Genomic DNA, 26,999 nt, shown 5'->3' with positions numbered 1-26,999 from the left:
TATGGATATCCGACGCACCATCCTATGGATGATCTTCTCCTTTGCACTGCTGCTGCTGTGGAACAACTGGCAGGAATACAACGGCAAACCATCGCTGTTCGCTTCCACCCCAGCCACCACACAAGCGCCAGCAGCCTCCGACGAACCTGCCGCAAACGGTGGTGTTCCCGCTGCTCAAGAGCCGACTGCGTCTGCTGCCTTGCCTTCGAGCAACAGCGCGGTGTCTGCCACAGCGCAAACTATCGACATCACGACAGACGTCTACAAGCTGGGCTTTAGCACCGAAGGTGCCCAGCTGATCAAGGCCGAGCTGTTGAAGTACGGTTCGCCCGAGAACCCCGAGCAGCCCATGGTGCTGCTGGATAACTCGCCCGCCTCCACCTACCTGGCCCAGTCCGGTATTGTGGGTGCCTCTGGCCAGAACCTGCCCAACCACCTGACCCCGTTCACCCTGGTCTCGAGCCAGCGCAGCATGACGGGCGATACGCTGGACGTGGTGTTTGAAGCGACTTCGGACGACGTGAAAGTCACCAAGACCTACACGCTGCACAAGGGTCGCTACGACATCCAGGTTCGTCACGACATCCAGAACAATACCGGCGCCGCGATTGACCCACGCCTGTACCTGCAACTGACTCGCGACGGCAACAACCCACCCGACTCTTCCCGCCTGTACAGCACCTTTACCGGTCCTGTGGTTTACTCCAGCGGCGACAAATTCCAGAAGATCACCTTCTCGGACATCGACAAGAACAAGGCCACCTACGCGCGCAGCGTGGATAACGGCTGGATCGGCATGGTGCAGCATTACTTTGCAACCGCCTGGGTTCCTGCCCAGGATCTGCAACGCACCAACGAAATCCTGAAGCTGGGCAACAATCTGTACGCCGTGCGCACGCTGGAATCGGTCGGCTCTATCGCCGCTGGCCAAAGCAAGGCTGTGGACGCCTCCCTGTGGGTAGGCCCGCAAGACCAGAAAGCCATGTCACAACTGGCTACCGGTCTGGATCTGGTGGTGGACTACGGCTGGCTGACCATCATCTCCAAGCCTTTGTTCAAGCTGCTGACCTGGCTGCATTCCCTGCTGGGTAACTGGGGCTGGGCCATTGTGGCGCTGACCGTGCTGATCAAGCTGGTGTTCTTCCCGCTGTCGGCCGCCAGCTACCGCTCCATGGCCAAGATGAAGCAATTTGCGCCACGCATGCAAGCCCTGCGCGAGAAGTTCGGCGACGACAAGGCCAAGCTGAACGCCGCCATGATGGAGATGTACCGCACCGAGAAGATCAACCCGCTGGGTGGCTGTTTGCCCATGCTGGTTCAGATCCCTGTGTTCATTGCGCTGTACTGGGTGCTGCTGGGCAGCGTCGAGATGCGCGGTGCACCCTGGATTCTGTGGATTCACGACTTGGCCGCACGCGACCCATGGATGATTCTGCCCGCCATCATGATGGGTACCATGTTCCTGCAGATCAAGCTGAACCCCACCCCGCCTGATCCAATGCAAGCCAAAGTCATGATGCTGATGCCTCTGGTCTTTGGTGGCATGATGTTCTTCTTCCCCGCCGGTCTGGTTCTGTACTGGTGCGTGAACAACATCCTGTCCATTGCCCAGCAGCGCTACATCATGGTGCAAATCGAAAAGAACAGCGCGAAAGCAGCCAACAGCTAATTCGCTCTGACACAAAAAACCCCGCTACGTTTAGCGGGGTTTTTTTATGCCTGTTATCTACCCGATTGCACTAAACGCTACTGCCCGCCAATAATGCCTTGTCCCCCAGCGCTTAAAGACTGTGTGCACACATTTATTAGCTTTTCCTCTCTGCCCCGATCGTAGAAATTTTATTTTCTGTGTTTCTACTTACCGCTATGATCGGGATGAAAACCCCTTTCAATAGCAAAAAGCTATTCGTTCGCTAAACTCATTTGATTTAACTATTTTCACCCAGGCAAGTAGACTGATCTCAACTTCTTAAAACGACCCGCCCCACTCGGTTCGGGTCAGCTTCAACGGAGAATCACAATGAGCAACAAAACCCTGACGACCGCCGCTGGCCGCCCAGTTGAGGAGAACCAGAACTCCATGACGGCAGGCCCTCGTGGTCCCGTCCTGATGCAGGATTATTGGCTGCTGGAGAAGCTGGCTCACTTTGACCGTGAACGCATCCCCGAGCGCGTGGTGCACGCCAAGGGTTCGGGCGCTTTCGGCACCTTTACCGTCACGCACGACATCACGCAATACAGCATGGCCAAGGTCTTCAAGCCAGGCAGCCAGACCCCCGTTTTCTTACGTTTTTCCACCGTAGCTGGTGAAGCAGGAGCCGCCGATGCAGAACGCGACGTTCGAGGATTTGCCCTCAAATTCTATACAGAAGACGGAAACTGGGACCTCGTGGGCAATAACACTCCTGTCTTCTTTATACGGGATCCACTGAAGTTCCCCGACTTCATCCACACACAGAAACGCGACCCGCGCAGCCACCTGCGCAACATGAGCGCTGCCTGGGATTTCTGGTCCCTGTCGCCCGAATCCCTGCACCAGGTCACCATCCTGATGAGCGACCGCGGCTTGCCCTGTAACCTGCGTCAGCAGCATGGCTTTGGTTCGCACACCTACAGCCTGATCAACGACAAGGGCCAGCGCCACTGGGTGAAGTTCCACTTCAAATCCCAGCAAGGCATTGCCAACTACACCAACGAAGAAGCCGCCAAAGTCGTAGGCCAGGACCGCGAGAGCTCGCAGCGCGATCTGTACGAAAACATTGAAAAGGGCAACTTCCCACGCTGGGCGCTGCGCATTCAGATCATGACCGAAGAGCAGGCGCGCACCTACCACATCAACCCCTTTGACGTGACCAAGGTCTGGCCACATGGCGACTTCCCGCTGATCGATGTGGGCATGCTGGAGTTGAACGAGAACCCCACCAACTACTTTGCCCAAGTGGAGCAAGCCGCCTTTACGCCTGCCAACCTGGTGCCCGGCATTGGTCACTCGCCCGACCGCATGCTGCAAGGTCGTATCTTTTCCTACGGCGACACCCAGCGTTACCGTCTGGGCGTGAACCACGGGCTGCTGCCAGTGAACGCACCGCGTTGCCCGTTCCACAGCTACCACCGCGATGGCGCCATGCGTACTGGCGACAATAACGGCGGCACGATCAACTACGAGCCCAACAGCCAGGGTGAATGGCAGCAAGCTCCGCGCAGCGAACCGCCTCTGGCGCTGGATGGCCAGCCTGCGGATCACTGGGATCACCGCGTGGACGATGACTACTACTCGCAGCCAGGCAATCTGTTCCGCCTGTTCAACGACGAGGAAAAGCAGCGTCTGTTCAGCAATATTGCCGACGCCATGGCGGGAGTTCCCAAGGAAATCATCGAGCGTCAGCTGGGCCACTTCACCAAGGCAGACCCTGCCTACGGTGCCGGTGTAAGGGCAGAACTGACAAAACGCGGTCAGCTTTAAACCCTGACCGGGCTGTTTAAGCCATCAAAGAATCGGCTCCCCATCTACAATCGGGGAGCCGATTTTTTTTGCACTGGCCCTGCGTTTTCCTATCGAGCCCCACCATGAAATTTGGCTACACCATCATCTACGTACCCGACGTCGGCCAGGCACTGGATTACTTTAACCGCGCGTTTGGTTTGTCCACCAAAATGCTGCATGAAACCGGCTTGTACGGTGAGCTGGAAACCGGCCAAACCACCTTGGCCTTTGCGGGGGAAATGCTGGCCTACATGAACTACCCCAAAGGGCATTTGTCGACTCACGCATCCGACGTGCCGTTGGCCATTGAAATCGCCCTGGTCTGCGACGATGTGCCTGCAGCTCATGCCAAGGCACTAGCGGAAGGGGGCACGGAACTGGCGCCACCACAGAACAAGCCATGGGGACAGATGGTGTCTTATGTGCAGACGCCAGAGCGTGTTGTGGTGGAGTTGTGTACGCCGGTTAAATAAACGAAAACGCCAGCAAAATTTGCTGGCGTCGGCCCTGATGGCGAGAAAGGACAAGTGTCATTTCAAAGTAGAGAGTTCAACAGGGTCCCTGGTCGACATGCAGGCGTCCAGTTCAAGCCTTGCCAGGCAAGACAACCGGCGCAGCCAGCAAACCGGCAGAGACAAAGGCAATGATCTGCTCAAGAATCTCGTCGGTATTGTTGGGGTCACAGATACCTGGCGCCAGCTCTTCCAGCCGGTGGGTATCGGAGAAGGCATACATATAGGCCCCAATCATCAGGACCACACGCCAGTACACATCTTTAGCCTGCAACTCCGGCAATATTTCTTCCAGAATCTGCACATACGCACGCGTTGAGCCGTCGTAGGCTTCATTACGCAGTTTGTAGGAAATCTCGGCTGGCTCGGTGTGCAAACGTGCTTGCAGCCGCAAGAAGCGGCGGCCTCCGGGCGTCTCGCGCAAGGCTATCGTGGGTGCCAGAAAAGCGCGCACCACATCATCGACCAGGACCTTGCCCTCTTGATCGCGCAAGGCATGCAAGCGCCGTAGACGCTCATCGGAAATGGTTTTGCCTCGGCGGATGAACACGGCCTCAAACAGGCCGTACTTGGAACCAAAGTAGTAGTTGATCAAGGCTTGGGTCACAGCCGCCTTTTGAGCGATGACGCGCAATGTGGTCCCGGCATAGCCAGTCTCGGAAAACTCTTCCTCGGCGGCGTCCAGAATTCGCTCTGACGTGTTGTCACCTACCCCTTCCGGGCGTCCAGGCTTATCCCGCTTGACCCAGGAGCTATCCGACGACAAAGTTACACGGCCCATATTTGCCTCAAAATTTGATTCATTCTTATCTACCAGCTAAGCCAGATTGGCGACGCGACGCCGCGCCCGATGCACGGAACCGTTACGTGTGGCCCAACGCAAGACGCCAGCAACGCTGTTCACCACCTTGCGACGCCACCACATGGATGCCGTGCTGGGGCGATGCTCAAAACAGCGTTGAGCCCACTCTGGCAACATATCCAATGCCGCTAACAGAAACACCCTGGCAACCCAAGCCTTGGGCCCCTTAAACAGGGTATGTGAAGACATTAAAATTGTAGCCACTTCCCGGGTTCGCGCATCAACCCGTAATTGCGGACCGGCCTGGGCAAACAGCTCCCTCAAGCTTGCCGCATCCATGACCAGGCCATCCGCCCCCAGCAACACGGCAACTTTCGAGTATTGTGCAACATAGCGATCCTGCTGCTCTGGCGCCAGTCTGGCATTACGCCAGCGCATATGGGATTGCAGAAAACAGTAGGCCTGCGTGTGATGCACCCAACGCAACAACTCCGGGTCATTGGCATCGTAAGGCGTGCCATCCGGCAAATACCCGTGTACGTGCTCGTGCACCCGCCGTACCTGATCAATGCAACGCTCAGCCTGCTCCGTACCCGCATAACTGACTGCCGAGATGAACTGCGCCGTTCGACTCAAGCGCCCCTGCATATCCTGACGAAAGCGGGAATGATCCCAGACCCCGGCCAAAACCTTCGGGTCCAGCATCTGCAAACACAATGCAGAAATCCCCCCGAGCATCATGGAGGTGAAATCTGCATGCACTTGCCACACAGCCGACTGTGGGCCAAACAAGCCGGGGTCGCCCGCAGGCGTCGTAAAGTCTACCGGGCTGCCTTGCAGACCGGTAATGATGTGAATCTGGTTCTCAACATACTGACGTATCGACAACAAGACGCTCCCTCCGGCCCTACCCATTAAACCTGTAATGCTTTCGGCTGAAAGTCAGTAGCATTATATGAATAAACCCAGTCCGTCTTGATGCCGCCCGCGTGCGGGTTTTTCTTCTGCTGCTCACGGTATTCGGCATCACGCTTGGCCTTGGCTTCGCTATCGGACAGGTGATAGGTGCGGCCGCGCTCACGTGCTTCCAGTTGCACCCGGCTGGTACGTGGCAAGCGTTCTGCTTCATAAAGCGACAAGGCGGTGTCCAGATCATCTGGCAAAGCGGCTAGCGCAACCGCCAACACGTAGGCGTCCTCGATAGCCATTGCCGCCCCCTGAGACAGGAAGGGCAGCATGGGATGCGCCGCATCGCCCAGCAAAGTCACACGGCCCGACGACCATTTAGTCATAGGGTCACGATCGAACAGCCCCCAGCGATAGACATCCGTCACACGCTCGAACAGCTTGACGATATTGGGGTGCCAGTCCTTGAAATCCTGCAGCATTTCCTGCTGGGTACTGCGCGCATTCCAGGACTCCTCCACCCAGCTGGCCGTTTCATTCACCGCCACAATATTGACGGCCTTGCCGCCGTTTACGTAATAGGTCACCACGTGGCTTTTAGGCCCCAGCCAGAATGAAGACTCGGGTGCGACGAAGTCAGGCATCTGGTCAAAAGGTACGACTGCCCGATAGCACATATTGCCGGTGAACTTGGGTTCTTCCTCCCCGAAGATGGAGCGACGTACTTCCGAACGTACACCATCAGCACCCACAATCAGATCGGCCTCAAAACTAGAGCCGTCAGCAAAATGCGCCACCGCCTTGCCATCTTGCTGCGACACCCCGGTGCACTGCGTGTTGAAGGTGACCTTCGTTGTCCCCAGAAGCTCGGTCAGCAAATGATGCAGGTCCGCACGATGCACGTGAAAGAACTCTGCGCCATACAGCTGCGGGCAATCGCTCTTTAAAGGGATACGGAAACTTTCCTCTCCAGTGGACCAATCACGCCCCACCAAAGCCTCGGGCAAGAAACCCACCTTGGCCAGCGCATCGTGGGCGCCCAAAGCGTTGAGCACCTTGACCGCATTCGGAGTCATTTGAATCCCGGCACCGACCTCTCCAAAGGCGGCGGCACGCTCAAACAAATGTACTTCGATGCCGCGTTGCTCCAGGGCTGCTGCCAAAGTCACGCCGCCAATACCACCGCCTATCACACCTACTTTCAACGTTTTTTTCATGCTGTACATCCTCGGTGTTTGGGCCTTGGGCAGCCCAAACCTCCTCAATTAATTAAACAAATAAATAATAAATAAGCAAAAAAACAGATAAGCCTAGATCACCAGCAAGGGGCGCAAGTCTGCATACGGACGAACCTCGCCGTACTTCTGTTGAATATCAAACAGGCTCGCATCATGAGGCTCCTTGGCTCGGTCACCCACGCAATCTGCCAGGACAAAAGGGCGCAAGCCGCAGGACATGGCATCTACGACAGAGGCACGTACGCACCCGCTTGTAGTAGCGCCAGCAATCAGCAAAGTTTGCACCGCCCGCTCCGCAAACCAGGCAGATAAAGCAGTCCCAAAGAAGGCCGATGGAACCGTTTTACGCACGACCAGCTCACCCGGTGCTGGCTTCAAGGCATCGACAATGGCACTGGCTGGATTGTGTTCTCGCAGCTGCACCAAACCGGGGACTTTCAGGCCGAATACATTACGGTCGGCACTGTCATCGGCAAAGACGATGCGGCTGTGCGCCACCGGCCAGTTCTGTGCCCGCGCATCCGCCAGAACCGTGCGCGTTTGCTCAATGGCTTCCAGAATATTTCCACCACCAAATGCTTGAGGGTCCGCAAAACCGTTAACGAAATCCACAATTAACAGCCCGACATTGCCTTCAAGCTCCAGCCCTTGGCCAAATCCCTGTCGCTCGTAAACACTCTGGCTGCTCATGCCAACTCCTCCACAAGCTTGCCCTCCCGAACGGTCTCGCGACCATCTACGGTCACGGTGCAAGCACGCAGCGGAATATCGATGTGGCAAGCCGTCGTGCGGTCGCCCCCGACCTCATTATTGGGGCCAAAAGAGAACAAGAAATTGCCCGCATAGGCACGGGCATCCATGCCCAAGGTTTGCTCTTTGTCGTAAAGGCCAAGCGTGGACCAGTGAGCACGGGGCTGCAAACCCCAGCCTATGTGGGACATGGCGTAAGCCTCAGGATCATTGAACGAGGCCATGTATTCGCGCAGCAGCTCGGCATCCAACCCACCCTCAATCGAGGTCACCACACCGTTCTCGACTGTCATGGTGATCGGGTCAGCCGCATAGGACTTCATGGGCAACAAGATGTCGCCACGATCAATCACGATGCGGCCATGAGCCTGACCTTCGTTTGGCCAAGTCAGGATAAAACCGCTGGGCCAGTGATCCCAGCGCCCCGGCTCATCCACAAAGCCGTATTCCTTTACTACCGGGTACTGCCCCAAAGGCATGACCAGATCCGTACCTGCCCTGGACGTGGCCCGCATTTCACGAGCGCCCTGTAGCACCTGTGCCGAACGCTCCACACGTTCCTTATCCTGCAAGGATGGCACCATACGCACCAGCACCTCGGGCGGTTCGGCTGCCAGGAGAATTTTGGTGCCCGACTTCAAAATCTCATGCTGTTCGGGAGAGAACAGCAAGGTCATCAGATCCAGCACCAAATCACTGGCCTTGAGGGCGGCAATCGCGGCTGGATTACCCGTCAGCGGAGTCGTGCCCAAGTAAGCCAGAAGGTCGCGGCTCAATGCTTTTTCTGCGTTTACAGGCAGCAAGTCCACCTGCATCTGGGTTGCCCCCAAAGATGCCACGGCCAGCTTGGCGGTAGCCAAGGTTTGAGGATGGGTATGCGAACTGGTCAGAATGGTGACCATCTGCCCCGGCTTCACTCCAGAAAGACTCAGCACCTCATTCCAGGCCTGAACCATTTGATGATCAGATACAGCCATCTTCCACTCCTGTTTCTTGTTAAAAGGTAAGGCCCAGAAAGGTGCCCAATGCGCGATAAAAGCCTTCCTCGTCGTCCCAGGGGATCATGTGCCCAGCGTCCGGTACACGTAAGATCTGCAAGTCAGGCTTCAAGGACTGCGCCTCTTCAATATCCTCATCGCGAATGACATCCCCCTTGCCCGCCACCATCAGGGCCACCCGCCAGCCAGCAAGCTGGCTGAAGTCCGGGAACGCATCGTCGGTGTGGAACCACTCGTAGCTGTCCGTCACCGCGCGCACATCGCAGGTGTGCAGCCACTGGGCGCGCAGCGCCAGTTGCTCGGGAGTCCAGGTCGGGCAAAACTGCCGCATCTGCTCGGCGCTCATACCTTGTTGAGCCTGTGCAATCGAATCGGTGTACCAGGCGATATTCGCCGGATAGGGGCGTCGCCCTGGGCCGGACACTGGCGGATCCACCAGCACCATGGCGGCCCCCTTGGCCAACCCTCGGCTGGCCGCACGCAACAGAATGCGCGCCCCCATGGAGTGCCCCACATAAATGGGCGACTCCAGTGCCAGCTCCCGAACGAACTCGCACAGATCATCCGCGCAAGCATTCACGCCGTAATCCAGATCTGCGCCTGCTTGAGAAAGACCACGACCACGTACATCAAGCACATACACATCAAAATGCAGGGCCAGACGCTCTGCCACAAACCCCCAGGTGGGAGCAGGGCTGGTGATACCCGGCACCAGCACCAAAGCGGGTCCGGGACCGCCATAACGCAAGTAGTGCTGCCGGATGCCGTTAGCGTGGACATGAGCGCCATAGCTAAGTCGCGATAGGAGTTCAGTCGCCTTGTTCATGCTCATCATCAGCCTCCCAGGTAAGCACTCAATAGTTCAGGATCTTTCAGCATGCTGGCGCTGTCTTTCTCTGCAATAACGCGCCCTGTCTCCAGCACATAGGCTCGACTGGCCACATTCAGCGCGTTATGCACGTTCTGTTCCACCACCAGAATGGACACGCCATGCTCGCTGATGTCCCGCACCACCTGAAAAACCTCCAGCGCCATCTTGGGACTGAGCCCCAAAGAAGGTTCGTCCAGAATCAACAGTTCCGGTTCTGACATCAATGCCCGAGCAATCGCCAGCATTTGCTGCTCCCCGCCGCTAAGCGTGCCTGCCAGTTGCCTGTATCGCTCTTTCAGGCGCGGGAAGCGATGAAAGGCAATGCCTTTACGCCGCTCCACTTCACTCTTGGACTTGATCAGGTAAGCGCCCAGATCCAAGTTGTCTTCAACGGTCATTTCAGGCCACACATGCCTTTCTTCAGGGCAGTGAGCCAAACCCAGCTTCAGAATATGTTCAGGGCTACGACCACTGATCACCTGTCCCTTCCAGGTGATCTGGCCAGAAGTAGGGCGGATCAGACCGGAGATTGCCCGGAGCGTGGTGGATTTCCCGGCGCCATTGGCTCCCAGAATGGCTACAACTTCACCAGGCTGCACATGCAAGCTGACGCCATGCAGGGCCGTCAAATTGCCATAACCCGCCACCACATCCTGCAACGCCAATAGAGGTTCAATGTCCTGTTTACTCATGCCGCTTTCCCCATATAGGCTTCCAACACTTGCTCATTGGCCTGAATCTCTGCCGGTGTTCCCGTTGCCAGTTTTTTGCCAAAGTTCATGACCACGATCTGGTCAGACACACGCATGATCAAACCCATGTTGTGCTCTACCAGCAAAATGGACTCCACCCACTGCCCAGGCAGCTGTTTGAGCAGGTCGGCCAAGCCTTCTGCCTCGTGGGTATTGAGTCCTGCCGCTGGTTCATCCAGCATCAGCAGCCTGGGTTTGGCGCCCAGAGCAACGCCCACCTCCAGCAGTCGCAACTCGCCACAAGACAAGGAGCTGGCCAGGACATCAGCACGCTTGGCCAAGCCAATCTGATCGAGAATACGGCGGGCCGAGACGATGATTTCCTGTTCGTTTTTTGCCTGCTCCTTGCTGGGCCAGAAAGTGCGCCACAAGGGTGCCCGATCAGCCAAATAATGGGCATGGACCAGATTGTCGAAAACACTCAGAGCCCGCAGCACATTAGTCTTTTGAAAAGTGCGAATGACGCCCTGCTGTGCCATGCGATACGGCTTGCTGGCCGTGACCTCTTTGCCATCCCATAACACCCGCCCACGAGTAGGCTGATAAAAGCCGGTGATAAGGTTGAAACACGTTGTTTTGCCAGCCCCATTGGGCCCGATCAAGCTGACGATTTGCCCGGCAGGAACGGTGAAATCAATATCCTGAACCGCATGAATACCGCCAAAGGATTTGCTGAGACCGCACACTTCAAGCATGACGCGTCCTCCCAAATAAATGATGAAAACGCTGCTGCACAAATCCCATGATTCCATCCGGCGCAAACAGCACCGAAGCCATGACGATCAGTCCAAATAAGGACAGACGCAACTCCTTGAATTCGCGCAAATACTCTTCCAGCAAGGCCACCACAATGGCCCCTGCAATAGGCCCCAGCAAGGTGCCTTTACCGCCCAGCAAAACGATAATGATCATGGTCGCGGTAAACGGAAAACCGAAAACTTCCGGCCCTACAAAACTGATGTAGCTGGCGTAGTAAGCCCCGGCAATCCCGGCCAGAAAGGCCGCCACCACAAAGACAAACTGCGAGTAGCGAAAAGGATCAATACCGACCGATTGCGCCACGTAGTTGTTCTCTCGCAGAGTGACGGCAGCACGGCCCGCACTGGAATGCACCAGGCGGTAGCAGATGTAGAAAGTGATGGCGGCCAGCACAATGCCCATCACCACAAAACCCCGCTTGCCAGCCAGCCAGGGCGACATGTCCAGCAAGGCAGGATGAGCCACACCCGAGATGCCCATCGGGCCATTGGTCAGGTCCACCCAGTTATTGGCCAGCAGGCGCAGGACCTCGGCAAAGGCCAGCGTCACAATGACAAAGAAGGGCCCATTCAGACGCAAAGTCACACGCCCAATCACGTAACCCGCTGCCGCAGCAATCAAGGCCGCCGCGGCAATGGTGACCGTGACAGGCCAGCCCACCGCGGGCGAGCTCAAAATGGCGACCGAATACGCCCCCAGGCCAAAAAATGCCACATGACCCAGCGGGAACTCTCCCACATAACCAATGATCAAGTTCAGGCTGCTGGCCAGCACGCTATACATCAACACCAGCACCAGGATGTGCAGCAAATAATCGTTCTGCACAAAACCAGCGAGCAACGCCGACAAGGCCAGGAAGCCCACCATAAAGTGACGTTCTATTTTCATTTACGCGCGCTCCGCTCGAACCGAAAACAAGCCATAGGGGCGGAAGAACAGAATCAAGATAACCAGGGCAAAGCCCACCATGTCCGCTGTCCCCGTTTGCACATAACCTCCCCACAGCGCTTCTGCCACGCCCAGGATCAAGCCACCCAGAATGGCCCCACCGAAATTGCCCATCCCGCCCAGAATGACCACCACAAAGGCTTTCAAACTGATCAGGCCACCGATCGAAGCCTGCGCGACATAAATGGAGCTGAGCAACATGCCCGAGGTTGCCGCCAGAACCACACCCAAAGCGAAGGTGGAGGCGTAAATCGTGGCGGTATTGATACCGACCAGACTGGCCGCCGTCGAATCCTGAAACGTGGCCCGCATGGCTTTACCCAAGCGGGTTTTCTGGATCAGAAGGCGTGCGCCGACGATGGCCGCAATAGACATCCCGATCGCAAAAACGCGCACCTCGGTGATGAATATCGGTCCCAAAAACAGGGGAGTATTAGGCACCGGCGCCACCACTTTCAAAGGTGCCGTACCCACGATCATCAAGGCGGTATTTGTCAGGAAAATCGACAAACCGATAGTCAGCAAAATGCCTGGCTCCGGGCCCTTGTCCCGGATACGAGCAATCAGGAAGCGATCCAGCAGCCAACCAAACACCGCGACGATCACCATGACCAGCGCCAGGCCCACAAAGAAGTTCAGCTCCAGTTGCTGGGTCACCAACCATCCCAGCAGGCCACCGATCATGTAGAACTCGCCATGGGCAAAGTTCACCAATCGCATCAAACCAAAAATCAGGGTCAGACCCAGAGCCGACAACGCGTAGAACGTCCCGTTCACCAGTCCATTGGCAATGAACTGCAGCAATAAATCAAACACAATGCCCCCTCATCAAACGATAAAATCCGCAGCTCATCGTGCTCTTAGTCCGCCGTTACCTTGGCCTGAGCAACTATTTCCGGCTGCCCGCCTTGAAGCTTCACCAGCACGGCATCAAAGCCGTAGCCCTGGCGTTTTTCGTTGAATTTGAAGTTGCCATTGGGGCCGTTGTAATCCGTCGCCGGCAGCGCCAGGCGGATCTTGTCCGGGTGGGCTTCCCCAGCTCGTTCGATCGCGTCCATGATGATGTTCATCGCGTTATAGCCAGCTACCGAATACTTGCCAGGCAGCTCGCCATACTCTTTCTGATAGGACTGCACGAACTCCAGATTTTCGGGACGCTGCAAGGTGTGGGCATAAGGAACGGCAGCATGAATGCCTTCTGATGCAGAGCCCGCCAAATTCACAAAGTCCGCCGTCGCCCAACTACCCACGCCAAAAATCAGACTCTCCAGACCCACTTCCTTCATCTGTTTGACCAGAATCGAGCCATCCTGGGTTTCGGCTGCCACAAAAACACCATCTGGTTTGGCGGCTCGTACCCGCGTCAACAGCGTGTAGAAGTCCGTGGTGCCATGGTCGAAATACAGCTTTTGCACGGTTTCACCGCCCAGGGCTTCGATCTGGCTGGAGAACTCCTCCATGCCGCCCCGGCCCCAGTCATCATTCACCCCGATGTAGGCGATTTTTTTCAGCTTGAGCTGCTCGACCAGAATCGTGGCAAAGGCATGAGCCAGCAAACCATCGGTTTCTGCGGTGCGGAAGAACCACTCATTGCCACGCTCGGTTAAATCACTTTTTGACGACACGCCCGAGAGCAGGGGCACTTTGTACTTTTGCGCCACGCTCATGGCTGCGATGGTGGCGGAGCTGCAAAAGGCGCCGGAGATAATCGGCACCTTGTCTTTCTGAATCAGTTTTTCAGCCGCGTTCACGGTTTTGGAGGGCTGACATTCTCCATCCTCAATAGCCAGTTCAACCTGTTTCCCCAACACCCCGCCACGAGCATTACGCTCTTTGACAGCCAACTTGGAACCGTTCACATCGGCCTCCCCGTTGTAGGCCACCGACCCGGTCAAAGGCTGAATCACACCAATCTTGATGGTTTGCGCTTGCACGGCCCCCACAGCACCCAGCGTCATGAGCAACCCCATCGTCAATATCGTCTTACGCACCTTGTATCTCCTTCCTTGGTTTTTAATTAACTGATTGATTATTTCTAGTTTGAAATATTATTAACTGACTAGCCAATAAATAAAATATAGGGAATTCCCTACAGACTTAAAATAATTTTTTATTGTTATCTATCAGTCACTTAATGGAATTAACGCAACTTGATCGGATGTTCGTGGCCGGGAGAAACACGTTTGGCAGCCCCATCTTAGGAACAACTTCCAAGTGCTATTTGAAGGGGTGAACCAGAGGTACTTCGGCTACTCCGAGGCTGGCTACGAAACAAGAATTCGATAGCCCGGCACAGAGAAGATCAGCTCCCTTTCGGAGGGCAAAGCCTCTTTCCAATGGTGATGTTCTGTCCACGAGCTGAGTTCCCACGACGCACAGGCAACATGCTCTGTCAGTGCCCGTTACCTTCTTGAAATCGCCATAAAAAAAACGGACCTGACTCCAAATCAGGTCCGCGTCCAGCTTTTCTGCGCTCACAAATTTTGCGTTGTTAGCTACTACTAGTCGTTTCTCTACATACCCCATCAGAACTGGGTTGAAACGCCAGTCTGTACTCATTCAAGTTTGAAAAGCACGACACAGCACAACAAAGCGTCTGCACCGTCGCCTTGAGTTTTACTGCTGCAAATACCCAGACTCCTTGATGATGGGTCCCCAAGTATCCAGATCATCCTGAACAATGCGCGATAGCTCCTGCGCATCGCCCGACTCGGGTCGGAAGCCGATCGGCACAATCGCGCTTTCAATGCGTGGCAGCTTGGCCACTTCATTGAAGGCATCCTGGAACTGTTTGACCATCTCCGGCTCCATGCCCAGCGGGGCAAAAATCCCCATCCAGCCCGACGCTTTCAGGTCGCCATAGCCCATTTCTGCAAAGGTGGGCACGTCTTTCAAGATAGGCAGGCGTTCCGCACCGGTAATTCCCAGCACCCGCACCGAACCGGCGGCAACGTGTTCGGTAATCATGCCCACCGCGTCCACGCCAGCAGGAATATGGTCACCCAGCAGGTCGTTGATCAAAGGGGCACCCCCTTTATAAGGCACGGGGGACATCTGGATATCGTTCTTCTTGGCGATGCTGTAGCCAATGAACTGAGGGGCGCTGCCGGGGGCGGGAATACCATAGTGGCCGTACTTTTCCGGTTCTTTGCGCACCAGCTCCACGTACTCCTGCAAGGTATTGGCAGGCGTGGTTTTACCCACCACAAAGATATGTTCGAACTTGGCAATCACGGCTACCGGCGCAAAATCCTTTATTGGATCGTAGCTGACCGTTTTTACGGTCAGGGGCAGGGTGGTCATCATGTGATTATTAGCGACCAACAGCACCGAGCCATCGGTAGGCGAGCGCAAAAAGCCTTGAGCAGCAACCTGCCCGCCCGCGCCTGCGCGGTTATCCACCACCACATTCACACCCAGCTTTTCACGCAATTGCTCGGCATACACCCGCGCGACGGCATCCGCTGTTCCTCCGGCCGGATAACCTACGACCAAACGTATGGTGTCCGGCAATTTGCTGGCAACAGACATACCTGTTGCCAAGGCCAACGCCGTTCCCAGCAAAACCTGCGCCCATTTCTTTTTCATTACTTGTCTCCCTACCTCTTGATGACACTATTAAAGTTCTACTACTCGTCCATTTCCTTGTGCGGCATGACGGCTTAACAAGGCGGCCGCCGTCAATACGTCCTCGAATGCCAAGCCCAAGGATTTAAAAATCGTGATTTCTTCATTGTTGATGCGGCCTGCGGCTTGCCCCTCCAGAACGGCACCCAGCTCGTTCAACTCGGTATCCGCCGACAAGTAGCCCTGCTTACACGCATTCAAGAACTCGCCCGACTCGTTACGAGTGGATTGCGCACGGTCCACAAACAAACGGCCTGCCGTCATGGTGGGGCCATCCAGTTCACTGCTGGCAGGTGTGCTGGAACCCATGGCGGTAATGTGCGTGCCAGGGCGCAGCCATTCGCGCTGCAAGACAGGCGTGGCAGAGCTGGTGGCCGTCAGTACCATATCCGACTGGGACACGGCTTGCTGGGCCGAGACTCCGGCTATCAAGGGGCAATCCAGATACGCTTGGGCTTCTTCAATGAAATGCTGAGCCGACTGTGCGGAGCGGGTAATCACAAATACCTTGCTCAAGCGACGCACTTGCGCCACGGCACGCAACTGCCACAAGGCCTGATGCCCGCCACCAAACAAGGTCAGCACGCTGGCATCCGGGCGCGCCAGCATGTCGGTGGCCAGGCCACTGACCGCAGCGGTACGCAAGGCCGTCACGCTGCTGGCATCCAGAATGGCACGTGTTTCGCCGGTCAAGCCGCTCATCAAGAGCACGCAGCCTTGATGGGGGTCCTTACCCAGGCGCACATTGTCTGGAAACAGGGTGCCCATCTTGGCACCGTACAAAGGCTCGGGATAAATCTCCGGCATGTCGATGCAGGCAGGCATCATGCCCAGAAAGCCGCTGGACAAATGGCTGCGCACAATCGTACGCAAGGGCTGGTCAATACGCCCTTGCTGCATGGCGATAAAACCCTGGCGCATCAGATCAATCGCCGCCCCCATATCCAGCCCTTCATACACTTCCTGGGCTTTTGCTACATAAACGCTTAGCTGCATGATTAGCCTTGCGCCAGTGGCGTGGTGATATGGCGGATAAAGGTGTCGGTATCCGTATTGGAGCCGCAAAACAACACGCCCACTCGTTGCCCGGCCAGATGTTTGCGCAAGGGGAACATCAAGGCAGCCGTTGCCACAGCGCAAGCCGGTTCAGTGGCCATCTTGAATTCGTTGAACAGGAAGTGCATCCCTGCACGGATCTGGTCGTCGTTGACGGTCACCAGCGTATCGATATTGTCCTGACACACACGGAAGCTGAACTCGTCAGTATGCGGAGCCATCAGACTGTCTGCGATGGACTGCATGGCGCCGATTTTTTGCGGCTCGCCAGCCTGGCGGCTAAGCGCCATGACGTTTGCTCCCACAGGCTCGATGCCATAAACCACGCAATCAGGCTGCCACAGCTTGACGGCAGCCGACACACCGGCGGCCAAGCCACCGCCCCCAATGGGCACCAGCACCGCGTCCAGCTTGCCCGCTTGCTGCAACCATTCGTAGCCCAGCGTGGCGGTTCCCAGCACGGTGGGGTAGGTGCTGAACGGATGAATGAAGGTCTTCTGTTCGTCCTTCTCTATCTGACGCACCAGTTCAAACGCCTGCTCGCCATTGTCAGCAAAGATGATCTCGGCCCCATATTCACGGCACAGGGCTACGCGCGCCGGGCTGGCCGTCTTGATCATCACGGTCTTGGCTTTCACCCCCATTTGATGGGCGGCATAGGCCACGGCCACGGCGTGGTTACCTGCAGAAACGCAAGTCACCCCTTGCTGGCGTGCTTCTTCGGACAAGCTCAGCAAGTTGTTGAAAGCACCGCGTGCCTTGAACGTGCCCGAGGCCTGCAAATGCTCAAACTTGAAATTGACGGCGCTATCCAGACGCCCGGTCTGGTAATCGAACACGGGCGTCTGGCGCACATAGGGACGCAGACGCTCATGCGCCTGCACCACATTTTCCTTGGTAACTTTTTCTGTTGTCATGGGTTTGCCTTGAAACCTGATTGTCTATTTTTAAGAGGCTACGGCCTGGCTGCGAATCAGAGCGCGCAAGAAGTGCTCGCACTGCTCCACTTGCGCCAGTTCTACGTACTCGTCGGGACGATGGGCCTGCTCGATATTGCCGGGACCACAAATAATCGAAGGGATACCGGCTTGCTGGAACAGACCTGCCTCTGTGCCATAGGCCACTTTGCGCACCGTGTCGTCCCGCGTCAGTTCACGCACCAGCTTGGTAATGGCTGCTTGTTCTTCAGGATTCAGGCCGGGGGCGCTGGCCAGCTTCTCCAGCTCCACCAAAGCATCCGGATGCTCGCGGCGCATGGCAGGCAGGACTTTCAGGTCGATGAACTCACGGATTTCCTGCAAGATCGGCTCGGGGTCCACGCCGGGCAGATTGCGATATTCAAATTCAAACTCGCAAAGGTCAGGTACGGTATTCAAGGCGATACCGCCACGAATCATGCTGGTCTGCAAAGTGGTGAAGGGCACGTCAAAATCATGGTCATAAGGGCCCATGCTCTTGTAGTCGTCGGCCAGATCACGGATGGCCGTGATGATGCGTGCCGCATGTTCAATCGCGTTCACACCCTTGGGGGTCAGCGAGGAGTGCGCGGCATGACCGTGCACCCGGCAGCGATAGGCGTTAATGCCTTTATGCGCCACGATGGTGCGCATGCTGGTGGGTTCACCCACCACGCAGCCTTCCGGTTTCACGCCACGGCGGACCAACTCATCAATCATGACGGGCGCACCCACACACCCCACTTCTTCGTCGTAGGAGTAGGCCAGGTGGATGGGTTTGGCCAGCTTGGTCGCCAGCATTTCAGGAACCAATTGCAAAGTCACACCGACAAAGCCTTTCATGTCGCAAGTACCGCGGCCATACAGGCGGTCGTCGCGAATCTCGGCTTTGAAAGGGTCACTACTCCAGTTCTGGCCATCGACAGGCACCACATCAGTATGGCCCGACAAAACAATGCCACCCGTACGCGTGCCATCGGCAGCCGGAATCGTAGCGAACAGATTGGCCTTGCGACCGCTAGCGTCATGCGTCAGCACGGTTTCCAGCCCTTGCTGCTGCAAATAGGCCTGCACGTCATGAATCAGTTCCAGGTTGGATTCCCGGCTTGTCGTATCATAAGCAATCAGTTTTTGTATCCATTCCACCGAGGTAGAGGGATAAGCAGTAGGATCAAACAACGCAGTCATGCCTTCTTTCTCCCAGCGTAAAGCGTGTAGTTCTATACAATAGGACAGAGTTTTCTTATAAGAAAATTAATATTATTTATAAGAAGATGGTTTTTTACTTCTTTAGGTTATGACAAAAGACTTAGCCAACACCGCCCCCAACTTATTGAGCAAAACAGCCATGGGGGCGCGCATACGTGATGAACGCAAACGACAGGGCTTGACCCTGCTCATGTTGGCACGCTTATCCAATGTGTCTTTGTCCACCCTGTCCAAGGCAGAGCGCGGCCTGATTGGCCTGAGCTACGAAAAATTTCTGGCCGTCAGCCGGGCCTTGAAGATGGATTTGTCCGACCTGTTCAAGACGCCTCGCGATCAGAATGAATCCGGCATGGATATTCTGGTAGGACGGGCTTCACGTACCGTGACCTACCATGCGCATCGTTATGAATATGGCATGCTGGCATCGGAATGGATCAACAAGAAAATGACGCCCATGCACGGGCGTGTCCTGGCCGGTAAACCACGCGATGCCAGCGACTTCAGCCAGCACGAAGGCGAAGAATTTATTTTTGTGATCGAAGGGCAGTTGACCATGCAGTTTCAGGACGGGCGCCGCCACGTGCTGCAGGCGCGCGACAGCATCTACTTCAAAAGCAATCTGGGCCACTTGTACCTGTGCGAACACGGGGAAAGCGTGGAGATCTTGGTGGTTTGTGTGAACAATCACTAGGCCCAAGAGGCGTAGACAGCTAGCTTTTGACGCTTTGGTGACATACCAAAGAGCGTGTTTATTTGCTTTGGCCCCGATTAGATAGCCCAGATGTCTGCTGGATTGCCTGATTGCCTGATTGCCTGATTGCCTGATTGCCTGATTGCCTGATTGCCTGATTGCCTGATTGCCTGATTGCCTGATTCTCAAGAGCCTGGGCCACAAGTACATAAAAGCAAGCATTTCAGATACCAACAAGGGCTAACGCTCCAAGCCCGAACCATCCACCTGCTCCATTACAATACAGCTCTGTTCTGCCTCTTTGATCGATCTGCCCATGTCCAGTTCTTCCCCTATTGTGGCTATTGCCACCGCCCCCGGCCGGGGTGGTATTGGTGTCATCCGTGTGTCCGGCAAGGAGCTTGATGCTCTGATCCAGACCCTGTTTGGCCGCACGCTGCAAGCGCGTCATGCGCACTTTTTGCCCTTCAAGGACGCACAAGGCGAGGCAATCGACGAGGGCATCGCGCTGTTCTTTAAAGGCCCGCATTCTTATACCGGCGAAGATGTGCTGGAGCTGCAGGGTCACGGCGGCCCGGCTGTTCTGCGCCGCCTGCTGGATCGCTGCCTGGAAGCGGGTAAAGATCAGGGCCTGCGCCTGGCCGAGCCCGGCGAATTCACCCAGCGCGCCTTCTTGAATGACAGACTGGACCTGGCCCAGGCCGAGGCCGTGGCCGACTTGATTGACGCTTCCTCGGAAGCCGCAGCCCGCAGTGCCGTCGCGTCCCTGTCCGGCGTGTTTTCCAACAACGTCAACGCCCTGGCCGACCGCATCATTCACCTGCGCATGCTGGTAGAAGCTACGCTGGATTTCCCCGAAGAAGAAATCGACTTCCTGGAAAAATACCAGGCAGCGGCCACCCTGCAAGGTATACAGGACGAGCTGGAACGCATCCTGCAGCATTCGCGTCAGGGGGCGATCCTGCGCGAGGGGCTGCACGTTGTACTGGCAGGCCAGCCCAATGTGGGCAAATCCAGCCTGCTCAACGCCCTGGCCGGTGAAGATGTGGCCATCGTGACCGACATCGCCGGCACTACCCGCGACCGCGTCATGCAGCTGATCCACATCGATGGCATCCCGCTGCATATCGTGGATACCGCTGGTCTGCGTGAAACCGAGGACACCGTAGAGCGCATCGGTATCGCCCGTACCTGGGACGAAATCGCCAAAGCCAACGTGATCGTGCACCTGCTCGATGCTCGCAACCCGCAAGACGAGCTGGACAGTGCCATTACCACTCGCCTGCCATCACACGTACCCGTGCTGCGCGTCTATAACAAGATAGACTTGCTGACAGCTGAGCAGCAGGCAGCCTTGCCCGCACAAGAGAATGGCGCCACCGTGCTGCCAATTTCTGCCCGTAAGGATATCGGTCTGGACACGCTGCGCCGCACCTTGCTGGATATCGCAGGCTGGAACCCCGGCAGTGAGTCCCCCTGGCTGGCGCGAGAACGGCACCTGCGGGCCCTGGAGCGCGCGGAGTACCACCTGAGCCTGGCTGCGGAACACGCCACACACAGCGATCAGGTGCTGGATCTGTTTGCCGAAGAACTGCGCTTGGCGCATCTGGATCTGTGCTCGATTACCGGCGAGTTCAGCAGCGATGATTTGCTGGGGGAGATTTTCTCCAGTTTTTGTATTGGGAAGTGACCTCGTCGAAAGACTGAGCCATCGATGTGCAGAGGGGCCAAGCATGAGCGGCAAGAAGCTGATTCGAAATAGCACCACTGAATTTCTGATCTTTACCGGCCAGGCTGGTGAGCAAAGCATCGAGGCTCGCTACGAAGACGAGACCGTCTGGTTGTCCCAGAAGCTGATGGCGGAGCTTTTTGGCGTTGATGTGCGTACGGTCAGTGAGCACCTGAAAAACATCTTTGCCAGCAATGAGCTGGCTTCGGAGGCAACTATCCGGAAATTCCGGATAGTTCAGCAGGAAGGTAATCGGGAAGTCACGCGTCTAGTCGACTTCTACAATCTGGACGCCATCATCTCTGTCGGTTATCGGGTCAACTCCATCCGTGCCACCCAATTCCGTCAATGGGCCACCCAAATCCTGCGCGAATTTGCGATCAAGGGATACCTGATTGATCGTCAGCGCATGGAGAACGGCAGTTTTCTAAACGAAGACTACTTTGAGCAGTTGCTGGCAGAAATCCGAGAGATTCGCTTAAGCGAACGGCGCTTCTACCAGAAAATCACCGATATCTACGCAACCAGCGTGGACTACAACAAGAACGCCCCGATCAGTAAAACCTTCTTTGCCAAGGTGCAGAACAAGCTGCATTACGCCATCCACGGTCAAACTGCAGCGGAGCTTGTTCATCAGCGTGCCGACAGCCGGCAAGCCCATATGGGACTTACTTCCTGGGCCAATGCTCCCGACGGCAAAATATTGAAAACAGACATCAGTATTGCCAAGAACTATCTGAAACAAGACGAGCTGGATGCCTTGGGGCGCATCGTCAATGCCTATCTGGAGCTGGCTGAAAACCGTGCCCGCAGAAAAATCCCCATGACAATGGAAGACTGGGCCAAACGCCTGGATATGTTTCTGGAGTTCGACGATCGGGAAATTCTGCAAGACAGCGGCAAAATTTCTGCCAAGCTGGCCCAAACCCATGCTGAAAGCGAGTTCGAGAAATACCGCGTCATACAAGATCGCTTGTTTGAGAGCGACTTTGATAGAGCCATAAAAGAACTAGGCTCTTCAAGTCCGGAATCAGATCAATAGCCTGATCGCTCCAAACGGCTTGCTCCCCCACCTCAGTAAAAACCCGAAATTCATCCCTGAATTAAGCCCTATCAAAGCTCGTCCTCATCGATCAGGACTATGCTGAGCATTCCATCGTCTCCTGCGGGAGGACATCATGCACACACTCAACAAGTGGGTTTTGATGGCAGCTTTGCTTCATGGCGCTTGGGCAGCACAAGCTCAAGAATGGATGCCTCTGGAATTGGAGGCGGAACAGCGCTCCATCTCCCGTCTCAGCGTGGCCCAGTGCCTGGATACCGTTCAGCAAACCGCCGCGGGCGAAGGCTACCAGCAGCGCAATGACCCGGCAGCCAGCGAACAGTTAGGGGTTTATATTGGTGCGGCTCCCCTAGGGGGCGGATCGCTGGTGGTGTATTGCATTGATTTGAATCCTTCGACTGCCTACATCATTCGTACCAAAGCACAGGTCACGGCGGATTTGATGTCTCCACATCAGCTCAACCACAAAATTACGCAGGCCTTGACGGTGGCAAACCAACCCTGAGCATCAGTGACGGCAGCCCCTGGCTGTCCAGAGTCAAAAAAGGGCGCAGTCAATGGTTCATACAGGCTTGCGCCCGAACAAACCACCCGCGCCCCCAAGGACTCCCGAAGCCAGTCGAACGGCTTCTTACTTCATCAACAAATCTGCCACTTCCATACGGCTATCTCCATCCAGCTCAACGTCGTCCATAACCTTGTTCAACATGGCGTGGGCACTGGACAGAGCACCGTTCAAGCTGGTTAGCTCGCCTTGCACGCGCTCCAGCTCCTGTTTCTTTTCGGCTTCACTACCTTTGTCGCTGGCCTGGATACGTTGCAACTCCATCAGTTTTTGCTGAATTTGCTCTTTCAGGTCGCGGATACGTTTAAGTATGTCCTTGACTCCGTCAGGCAAAGAGCTGTCGTCAATGTCCTTGTCGCGGCCTTTTTTCTGAGCTTGCTGACTGGTCAACGACAGATCTTTGCCCATGGGAGACAGGTGCACCTTGATACGTCCCGATGAGTCTATGGAACCAGACTCTTCCTGCTCGGGCACCACAGGGGGCGTCATGGCCGACGCGTTTAATGGTTCGGCCACAGGCATAGTTTGTCTATGCATTAAACCCTGTCCACTGATCTCTATGGTCATACTTTCCTCTCTTGTACACATCATCCCCTAGAGGGTTACGGCTGAAACCCGGTAGTTCTTTACCGTGATGTGTGCACAAGTGTTGCGCCTTTTACTCAGCTGTTCGGCACAGCTCAGAAATAAGTAGCAAGAAAAGACACTTTTATTTACTTTTATACGAAAAGTGCCCCCTAACCATTGTCTTCTCTTTATTTGAACCCCATGGACTTCAAAATCAAAGCACTACTAGGCCACACCCTGTTGGCCTTGAGCTGGGCCGGCAGCGCTTACGCCTACGAGACAGAATTCATTCTGAACAAACAAGGTCAACAAGCCTTTGAGCTGCGGATCTATGGGCCGGATGATGGCGGTTACGATACGTCGGATCAATCCAATCCACGCGTTTCCCCCTGGAATATTGACGAGAATGGTCGGCTGAAAATTCGTGCCGCACTGGAGCGCTGGGCCGAAATCCTGAATCTGCCGGCGGGCTACACACCGGCTGTGATCAACCTGGGCACCATGAATGACAAGAACGCCAATGCCTATGGTGCCCAACTAAGTAACCCTGATCATCCCAACTTCGTCCTGTCGGCCTTGCAAGCACGCTTGCACGGAATCTTCCAGGGTGACCCAAACAACCCCGATGCGGTTATCAGCGTCGGAAAGCTGGATCTGGATACCGCCCCCGTCAATCCAAGCCAACTGCCCTTAACTGGCAAGGCGGACTACAACGCAGTCATTTTCCACGAGTTGGCGCATGCTTTGGGCATCAGCAATACAGTCACCGACAACCTGCCTGAAAACAGCTTTGATCCACCCGATCCCTTTTTCCTGAATGACCTTAGTCCCTGGGCCTTGGGCTTGCGCGATGACCAGGGTCGAGCCCCCAGCCCCGGACAGAAAATCCTGTGCTCGGTCTGCACCAACCCATATGATCCTGCCGCTTTTGACCTGCGCGAAGACAAGGGCTACTTCACTGGAGATCATGTACAGGAAGTCCTGAATGGCGCCATGCCGGGCATCCCCGTCAGCATCCTGAACGTTCATGACCAACCGCGATACGGAGTGGATCGCAACTACATGAGCCACACCGAGCTGCGCAACAGCTTGATGAGCCATCAGACCTATCGCAATTATGTGAATCTGATGGAAGCCGAGCTTGCCGCCCTGCAGGATATTGGGCTGAGCATTGATCGCCGCAACTTCTTTGGCTATTCGGTCTATGGGGACGGTGTCACCCTGAACAATACCAATGGCTACTTTGCCCGCAATGCAAACGGCACGGCCTACCTGCCCGGTCAATACAATATGGCCACGCAAGGTTTGGGGCTGCACATTTATGGCGAACGCAACACCATTACCCAGGCGGCGGATTTACTGACAGCCGGGCCAGGAGGCGTAGGCGTACGTGTGGATGGTAGCGAAAACACTCTCCTTATCCCCGAAGCCACGCGTATTCATGCCCAGGGCTGGTATGGCCGCGGCCTGCAATTCAGCTATGGTCGTCATCACAATATTGTTCAGCAAGGTGAGGTCCGGGCAGATGGCCAGGATGGCATCGGAGCCCTGTTTGACTTTGGCCAGAACGCCATGGGTAGCGACGATGAGTATCACGGCTCCTGGCTAGTCGTAGTGGATGGCCGGCTACAAGCTGTACCGACCATTTTGCAAGGTGCCTTGATCAGCAATTACGATCTGTCCGGCACCTTGTCGGGCCAGAAAGCAGCCATCCATATCGCAGACAATGCCTGGGTGCAAAACATCAATATCTTGCAGGGCGCACAAATTACTGGTGACATCACCTCGAACTACAACCGTCGCGGTTCTGACCAGCAACTGCTCCTGACCCGCATCAGCTTCGGTCAAAAGGCCGATGAAAACGGTCGTGCCACCAAGGCGGCTGATCCTAACTTCCAGATGCGTTATGACGGCAATATCAAAGGTCAAAACAATCTGGCTGTTGTCATTGCCGGGGGCTCAACCTCCTTGAATGGGCAACACGAGCTGTATGGCTTGCGAGTAGATCAGGGCGCCACCCTGTACGGCAATAGCGAATTCACGATCAACCCTGAATACAACTTCACCAATAACGGCACACTCAGCCCTGGGAATTCCTACGGGAACATGACGATCAAGGGCAACTTTGTCCAAGGTGCCGATGGCCGGATTCAGGTGGAGGCCTCGACCACGCAGAACGATCATATTGATGTGCAAGGCTTGGCTCAGCTGGATGGTGAACTGCACGTGGACTTGCAGCCAGACTGGTATCAGAACGGATGGACACTGAATCAGGACAAGGTGTTCACTGCCAGCCAGACACAAGGGCAGTTTGCTGCGCTCAATGCCACGCTGGCATCCCCCACCCTGAATGTAAAAAGTACCGGCAATGGCTGGTCCGTCAGCCGTAATCAGGACGCTTATGTGCAATATGCTGCTTCGCCCAATGCAGCCTCGGTAGGTACCAGCCTGGCACAAGCCTCCTCGGGCAATCAGTCCCTGGCAGCGGTGTATCAGGCCATGGACTTCTCTCGAACTGATGGCAGCGATATTGGCCTGGCTTTGGACCAATTAAGTGCAGGATCTTACGCTGCCCAAACCGCCGCCGCCTTGCGTCGCGAACAACTGGTCTCCGAACAATTGCGCCAAACCGACGGTATCAACAAGAGCGGCTGGCAAAGCTTCATCCAGACCTATGGGGGCCGCTACCACTGGCAACTGGGTAACAACGATGTTGACCACCGCAGCGAGACCTATGGGGTAATGCTGGGGACGGAACACCGGGCTGAAGGCAGTGACTGGAGCCTGGGGGTGCATGGTAATGCCAACGAGCAGCGCGTCAACGTAGACGCCCCCTTCCAGGCCAAGAGCAAGCTGACCGGTCTGGGCCTGGGGGTGCATGCCCGCTACCGTGGCTACAGCCAGGAAGGCTGGAATGGCTTGGCCCAACTACGTGTGGGTATCGAACAGGGCAAGATGAACCGCAACATCAGCTTTGCGGGCTATCAAGCACGTCCCTCCTCGGATTGGACAGGGCATACCTTCTCGCTCGGTGTACAGACTGGCTACAACTGGGCGCTAGGCGAGAACGGCAGCATCGGGCCGGTTCTGGCTCTGGATTACCTCCATTACCGGCGCCCTGGACTGGAAGAGAGCGGCGATGCCGCCAGCCGTCTGCGCCTGGACGCCAGCCGCCAAAATGCCTTGCAGGCTTCCATTGGCCTGGCCCTGCGTCAAAACTGGAATTTAAGCCAGGATCGCCAACTGCAAACGTCCTTATCGATTGCTTGGGAGCAGGCTTTGCTAAGCCGTAACCAGAACCAGGAGGCAGCCTTCGCCAGTGCCCAATCCGTGAGTTTTGATGGTCGTTACGCGCGGGTAGATAGCCATGCTTTGGCGCTGGGCACCAGCATCAGCTTGCAGCAATCCGAACGTCTGCGTTTAGGTCTGTCGGCCAGCACCCGTTTATTAGGGGATAGCCGTGCCGATATAAACGGTAAATTGTTCCTGAACTGGATGTTCTAAACGCTCCGAAAC

At 55.9% G+C, this 26,999-nt stretch carries 24 protein-coding genes; 8 read left to right on the top strand and 16 right to left on the bottom strand.

Features of this window, described 5'->3' with window-relative positions:
- Nucleotide 1 precedes the first annotated feature (1 nt).
- The 3 genes from yidC to ACLPGZ_RS09480 all read left to right on the top strand — a co-directional run bounded on the left by yidC (nucleotide 2) and on the right by ACLPGZ_RS09480 (nucleotide 3,957).
- Nucleotides 2–1,669: a membrane protein insertase YidC gene (gene yidC, locus ACLPGZ_RS09490; RefSeq protein WP_009461429.1), complete on the top strand. Its 1,668-nt coding sequence runs from the start codon at nucleotides 2–4 to the stop codon at nucleotides 1,667–1,669.
- A 351-nt stretch (nucleotides 1,670–2,020) separates the two neighbouring features.
- Entirely contained in the window at nucleotides 2,021–3,463 is a 1,443-nt protein-coding gene (locus tag ACLPGZ_RS09485; RefSeq protein ID WP_115634667.1) for a catalase, read from the top strand.
- A 104-nt stretch (nucleotides 3,464–3,567) separates the two neighbouring features.
- On the top strand, nucleotides 3,568–3,957 hold the full coding sequence (locus tag ACLPGZ_RS09480; protein WP_060186797.1) for a VOC family protein: 390 nt from the start codon (nucleotides 3,568–3,570) through the stop codon (nucleotides 3,955–3,957).
- 112 nt (nucleotides 3,958–4,069) lie between these two features.
- Here the strand turns inward: ACLPGZ_RS09480 and ACLPGZ_RS09475 are convergent, their stop codons facing one another.
- The 15 genes from ACLPGZ_RS09475 to argE all read right to left on the bottom strand — a co-directional run bounded on the left by ACLPGZ_RS09475 (nucleotide 4,070) and on the right by argE (nucleotide 18,847).
- Entirely contained in the window at nucleotides 4,070–4,777 is a 708-nt protein-coding gene (locus ACLPGZ_RS09475; RefSeq protein WP_035269502.1) for a TetR/AcrR family transcriptional regulator, read from the bottom strand.
- 36 nt (nucleotides 4,778–4,813) lie between these two features.
- The gene (locus tag ACLPGZ_RS09470) at nucleotides 4,814–5,689 is read right to left on the bottom strand and encodes an oxygenase MpaB family protein (protein WP_035269503.1); all 876 of its coding nucleotides are present in this window, start codon (nucleotides 5,687–5,689) and stop codon (nucleotides 4,814–4,816) included.
- 23 nt (nucleotides 5,690–5,712) lie between these two features.
- Entirely contained in the window at nucleotides 5,713–6,921 is a 1,209-nt protein-coding gene (locus tag ACLPGZ_RS09465; RefSeq protein ID WP_035269998.1) for an FAD-dependent monooxygenase, read from the bottom strand.
- Nucleotides 6,922–7,014: 93 nt separating this feature from the next.
- Nucleotides 7,015–7,632: an isochorismatase family protein gene (locus ACLPGZ_RS09460; protein WP_083055107.1), complete on the bottom strand. Its 618-nt coding sequence runs from the start codon at nucleotides 7,630–7,632 to the stop codon at nucleotides 7,015–7,017.
- Complete coding sequence (locus tag ACLPGZ_RS09455; protein ID WP_060186799.1) at nucleotides 7,629–8,669, bottom strand: M29 family metallopeptidase; 1,041 nt, start codon at nucleotides 8,667–8,669, stop codon at nucleotides 7,629–7,631. The genes ACLPGZ_RS09460 and ACLPGZ_RS09455 overlap by 4 nt, the downstream gene beginning before the upstream one ends.
- A gap of 19 nt (nucleotides 8,670–8,688) precedes the next feature.
- A complete protein-coding gene (locus ACLPGZ_RS09450; protein WP_269508549.1) occupies nucleotides 8,689–9,525 on the bottom strand; it encodes an alpha/beta fold hydrolase in 837 nt (278 codons plus the stop codon).
- Nucleotides 9,525–10,253: an ABC transporter ATP-binding protein gene (locus tag ACLPGZ_RS09445; protein ID WP_239054919.1), complete on the bottom strand. Its 729-nt coding sequence runs from the start codon at nucleotides 10,251–10,253 to the stop codon at nucleotides 9,525–9,527. The genes ACLPGZ_RS09450 and ACLPGZ_RS09445 overlap by 1 nt, the downstream gene beginning before the upstream one ends.
- Nucleotides 10,250–11,008 (bottom strand): ABC transporter ATP-binding protein, encoded by a 759-nt coding sequence (locus ACLPGZ_RS09440; protein WP_035269509.1) that lies wholly within the window; start codon nucleotides 11,006–11,008, stop codon nucleotides 10,250–10,252. Before ACLPGZ_RS09440 ends, ACLPGZ_RS09445 begins: the two co-directional genes overlap by 4 nt.
- Nucleotides 11,001–11,960 (bottom strand): branched-chain amino acid ABC transporter permease, encoded by a 960-nt coding sequence (locus tag ACLPGZ_RS09435; RefSeq protein ID WP_045930453.1) that lies wholly within the window; start codon nucleotides 11,958–11,960, stop codon nucleotides 11,001–11,003. The genes ACLPGZ_RS09440 and ACLPGZ_RS09435 overlap by 8 nt, the downstream gene beginning before the upstream one ends.
- Nucleotides 11,961–12,836 carry a branched-chain amino acid ABC transporter permease gene (locus tag ACLPGZ_RS09430; RefSeq protein WP_035269511.1) on the bottom strand — a complete coding sequence of 292 codons (876 nt, stop codon included), beginning with the start codon at nucleotides 12,834–12,836 and terminating at the stop codon, nucleotides 11,961–11,963.
- Between the two features lie 44 nt (nucleotides 12,837–12,880).
- Entirely contained in the window at nucleotides 12,881–14,011 is a 1,131-nt protein-coding gene (locus ACLPGZ_RS09425) for an ABC transporter substrate-binding protein (RefSeq protein WP_239054918.1), read from the bottom strand.
- Between the two features lie 625 nt (nucleotides 14,012–14,636).
- Entirely contained in the window at nucleotides 14,637–15,608 is a 972-nt protein-coding gene (locus tag ACLPGZ_RS09420) for a tripartite tricarboxylate transporter substrate-binding protein (protein WP_026483987.1), read from the bottom strand.
- A gap of 30 nt (nucleotides 15,609–15,638) precedes the next feature.
- On the bottom strand, nucleotides 15,639–16,643 hold the full coding sequence (locus ACLPGZ_RS09415; protein ID WP_239054917.1) for an ornithine cyclodeaminase family protein: 1,005 nt from the start codon (nucleotides 16,641–16,643) through the stop codon (nucleotides 15,639–15,641).
- 2 nt (nucleotides 16,644–16,645) lie between these two features.
- Nucleotides 16,646–17,620 (bottom strand): threonine ammonia-lyase, encoded by a 975-nt coding sequence (locus tag ACLPGZ_RS09410; RefSeq protein WP_115634661.1) that lies wholly within the window; start codon nucleotides 17,618–17,620, stop codon nucleotides 16,646–16,648.
- Between the two features lie 30 nt (nucleotides 17,621–17,650).
- Nucleotides 17,651–18,847: an acetylornithine deacetylase gene (gene argE, locus ACLPGZ_RS09405; protein ID WP_239054916.1), complete on the bottom strand. Its 1,197-nt coding sequence runs from the start codon at nucleotides 18,845–18,847 to the stop codon at nucleotides 17,651–17,653.
- Nucleotides 18,848–18,956: 109 nt separating this feature from the next.
- On the opposite strand from argE, the gene ACLPGZ_RS09400 reads away from it, so the two are divergent.
- The 4 genes from ACLPGZ_RS09400 to ACLPGZ_RS09385 all read left to right on the top strand — a co-directional run bounded on the left by ACLPGZ_RS09400 (nucleotide 18,957) and on the right by ACLPGZ_RS09385 (nucleotide 22,856).
- A complete protein-coding gene (locus tag ACLPGZ_RS09400; RefSeq protein ID WP_022983402.1) occupies nucleotides 18,957–19,559 on the top strand; it encodes a helix-turn-helix domain-containing protein in 603 nt (200 codons plus the stop codon).
- 316 nt (nucleotides 19,560–19,875) lie between these two features.
- A complete protein-coding gene (gene mnmE, locus ACLPGZ_RS09395; protein WP_239054915.1) occupies nucleotides 19,876–21,249 on the top strand; it encodes a tRNA uridine-5-carboxymethylaminomethyl(34) synthesis GTPase MnmE in 1,374 nt (457 codons plus the stop codon).
- A 43-nt stretch (nucleotides 21,250–21,292) separates the two neighbouring features.
- Nucleotides 21,293–22,330 carry a virulence RhuM family protein gene (locus tag ACLPGZ_RS09390; protein ID WP_239054914.1) on the top strand — a complete coding sequence of 346 codons (1,038 nt, stop codon included), beginning with the start codon at nucleotides 21,293–21,295 and terminating at the stop codon, nucleotides 22,328–22,330.
- A 136-nt stretch (nucleotides 22,331–22,466) separates the two neighbouring features.
- The gene (locus ACLPGZ_RS09385) at nucleotides 22,467–22,856 is read left to right on the top strand and encodes a DUF6180 family protein (protein WP_257112745.1); all 390 of its coding nucleotides are present in this window, start codon (nucleotides 22,467–22,469) and stop codon (nucleotides 22,854–22,856) included.
- Nucleotides 22,857–22,982: 126 nt separating this feature from the next.
- Here ACLPGZ_RS09385 and ACLPGZ_RS09380 read toward each other — a convergent pair whose 3' ends face one another.
- On the bottom strand, nucleotides 22,983–23,453 hold the full coding sequence (locus ACLPGZ_RS09380) for a hypothetical protein (protein WP_230940663.1): 471 nt from the start codon (nucleotides 23,451–23,453) through the stop codon (nucleotides 22,983–22,985).
- A gap of 231 nt (nucleotides 23,454–23,684) precedes the next feature.
- On the opposite strand from ACLPGZ_RS09380, the gene ACLPGZ_RS09375 reads away from it, so the two are divergent.
- Nucleotides 23,685–26,987, top strand: coding sequence for an autotransporter outer membrane beta-barrel domain-containing protein (locus tag ACLPGZ_RS09375; protein WP_429641147.1), 3,303 nt, complete (start codon nucleotides 23,685–23,687; stop codon nucleotides 26,985–26,987).
- The last annotated feature ends 12 nt before the right edge of the window (nucleotides 26,988–26,999 follow it).

The sequence above is a fragment of the Alcaligenes sp. Me129 genome, from assembly GCF_050487245.1.
Taxonomy (GTDB): domain Bacteria; phylum Pseudomonadota; class Gammaproteobacteria; order Burkholderiales; family Burkholderiaceae_B; genus Alcaligenes; species Alcaligenes phenolicus.
This window is presented reverse-complemented; position numbering and strand designations above follow the sequence as displayed.

What these genes read in the sequence shown, in the direction of transcription:
- yidC (WP_009461429.1), top strand. Translation starts at nt 2, where the DNA reads ATGGATATCCGACGCACCATCCTATGGATGATCTTCTCCTTTGCACTG.
- ACLPGZ_RS09485 (WP_115634667.1), top strand. Translation starts at nt 2,021, where the DNA reads ATGAGCAACAAAACCCTGACGACCGCCGCTGGCCGCCCAGTTGAGGAG.
- ACLPGZ_RS09480 (WP_060186797.1), top strand. Translation starts at nt 3,568, where the DNA reads ATGAAATTTGGCTACACCATCATCTACGTACCCGACGTCGGCCAGGCA.
- ACLPGZ_RS09475 (WP_035269502.1), bottom strand. Translation starts at nt 4,777, where the DNA reads ATGGGCCGTGTAACTTTGTCGTCGGATAGCTCCTGGGTCAAGCGGGAT.
- ACLPGZ_RS09465 (WP_035269998.1), bottom strand. Translation starts at nt 6,921, where the DNA reads ATGAAAAAAACGTTGAAAGTAGGTGTGATAGGCGGTGGTATTGGCGGC.
- ACLPGZ_RS09460 (WP_083055107.1), bottom strand. Translation starts at nt 7,632, where the DNA reads ATGAGCAGCCAGAGTGTTTACGAGCGACAGGGATTTGGCCAAGGGCTG.
- ACLPGZ_RS09455 (WP_060186799.1), bottom strand. Translation starts at nt 8,669, where the DNA reads ATGGCTGTATCTGATCATCAAATGGTTCAGGCCTGGAATGAGGTGCTG.
- ACLPGZ_RS09450 (WP_269508549.1), bottom strand. Translation starts at nt 9,525, where the DNA reads ATGATGAGCATGAACAAGGCGACTGAACTCCTATCGCGACTTAGCTAT.
- ACLPGZ_RS09445 (WP_239054919.1), bottom strand. Translation starts at nt 10,253, where the DNA reads ATGAGTAAACAGGACATTGAACCTCTATTGGCGTTGCAGGATGTGGTG.
- ACLPGZ_RS09440 (WP_035269509.1), bottom strand. Translation starts at nt 11,008, where the DNA reads ATGCTTGAAGTGTGCGGTCTCAGCAAATCCTTTGGCGGTATTCATGCG.
- ACLPGZ_RS09435 (WP_045930453.1), bottom strand. Translation starts at nt 11,960, where the DNA reads ATGAAAATAGAACGTCACTTTATGGTGGGCTTCCTGGCCTTGTCGGCG.
- ACLPGZ_RS09420 (WP_026483987.1), bottom strand. Translation starts at nt 15,608, where the DNA reads ATGAAAAAGAAATGGGCGCAGGTTTTGCTGGGAACGGCGTTGGCCTTG.
- ACLPGZ_RS09415 (WP_239054917.1), bottom strand. Translation starts at nt 16,643, where the DNA reads ATGCAGCTAAGCGTTTATGTAGCAAAAGCCCAGGAAGTGTATGAAGGG.
- ACLPGZ_RS09410 (WP_115634661.1), bottom strand. Translation starts at nt 17,620, where the DNA reads ATGACAACAGAAAAAGTTACCAAGGAAAATGTGGTGCAGGCGCATGAG.
- argE (WP_239054916.1), bottom strand. Translation starts at nt 18,847, where the DNA reads ATGACTGCGTTGTTTGATCCTACTGCTTATCCCTCTACCTCGGTGGAA.
- ACLPGZ_RS09400 (WP_022983402.1), top strand. Translation starts at nt 18,957, where the DNA reads ATGACAAAAGACTTAGCCAACACCGCCCCCAACTTATTGAGCAAAACA.
- mnmE (WP_239054915.1), top strand. Translation starts at nt 19,876, where the DNA reads ATGTCCAGTTCTTCCCCTATTGTGGCTATTGCCACCGCCCCCGGCCGG.
- ACLPGZ_RS09390 (WP_239054914.1), top strand. Translation starts at nt 21,293, where the DNA reads ATGAGCGGCAAGAAGCTGATTCGAAATAGCACCACTGAATTTCTGATC.
- ACLPGZ_RS09385 (WP_257112745.1), top strand. Translation starts at nt 22,467, where the DNA reads ATGCACACACTCAACAAGTGGGTTTTGATGGCAGCTTTGCTTCATGGC.
- ACLPGZ_RS09380 (WP_230940663.1), bottom strand. Translation starts at nt 23,453, where the DNA reads ATGCATAGACAAACTATGCCTGTGGCCGAACCATTAAACGCGTCGGCC.
- ACLPGZ_RS09375 (WP_429641147.1), top strand. Translation starts at nt 23,685, where the DNA reads ATGGACTTCAAAATCAAAGCACTACTAGGCCACACCCTGTTGGCCTTG.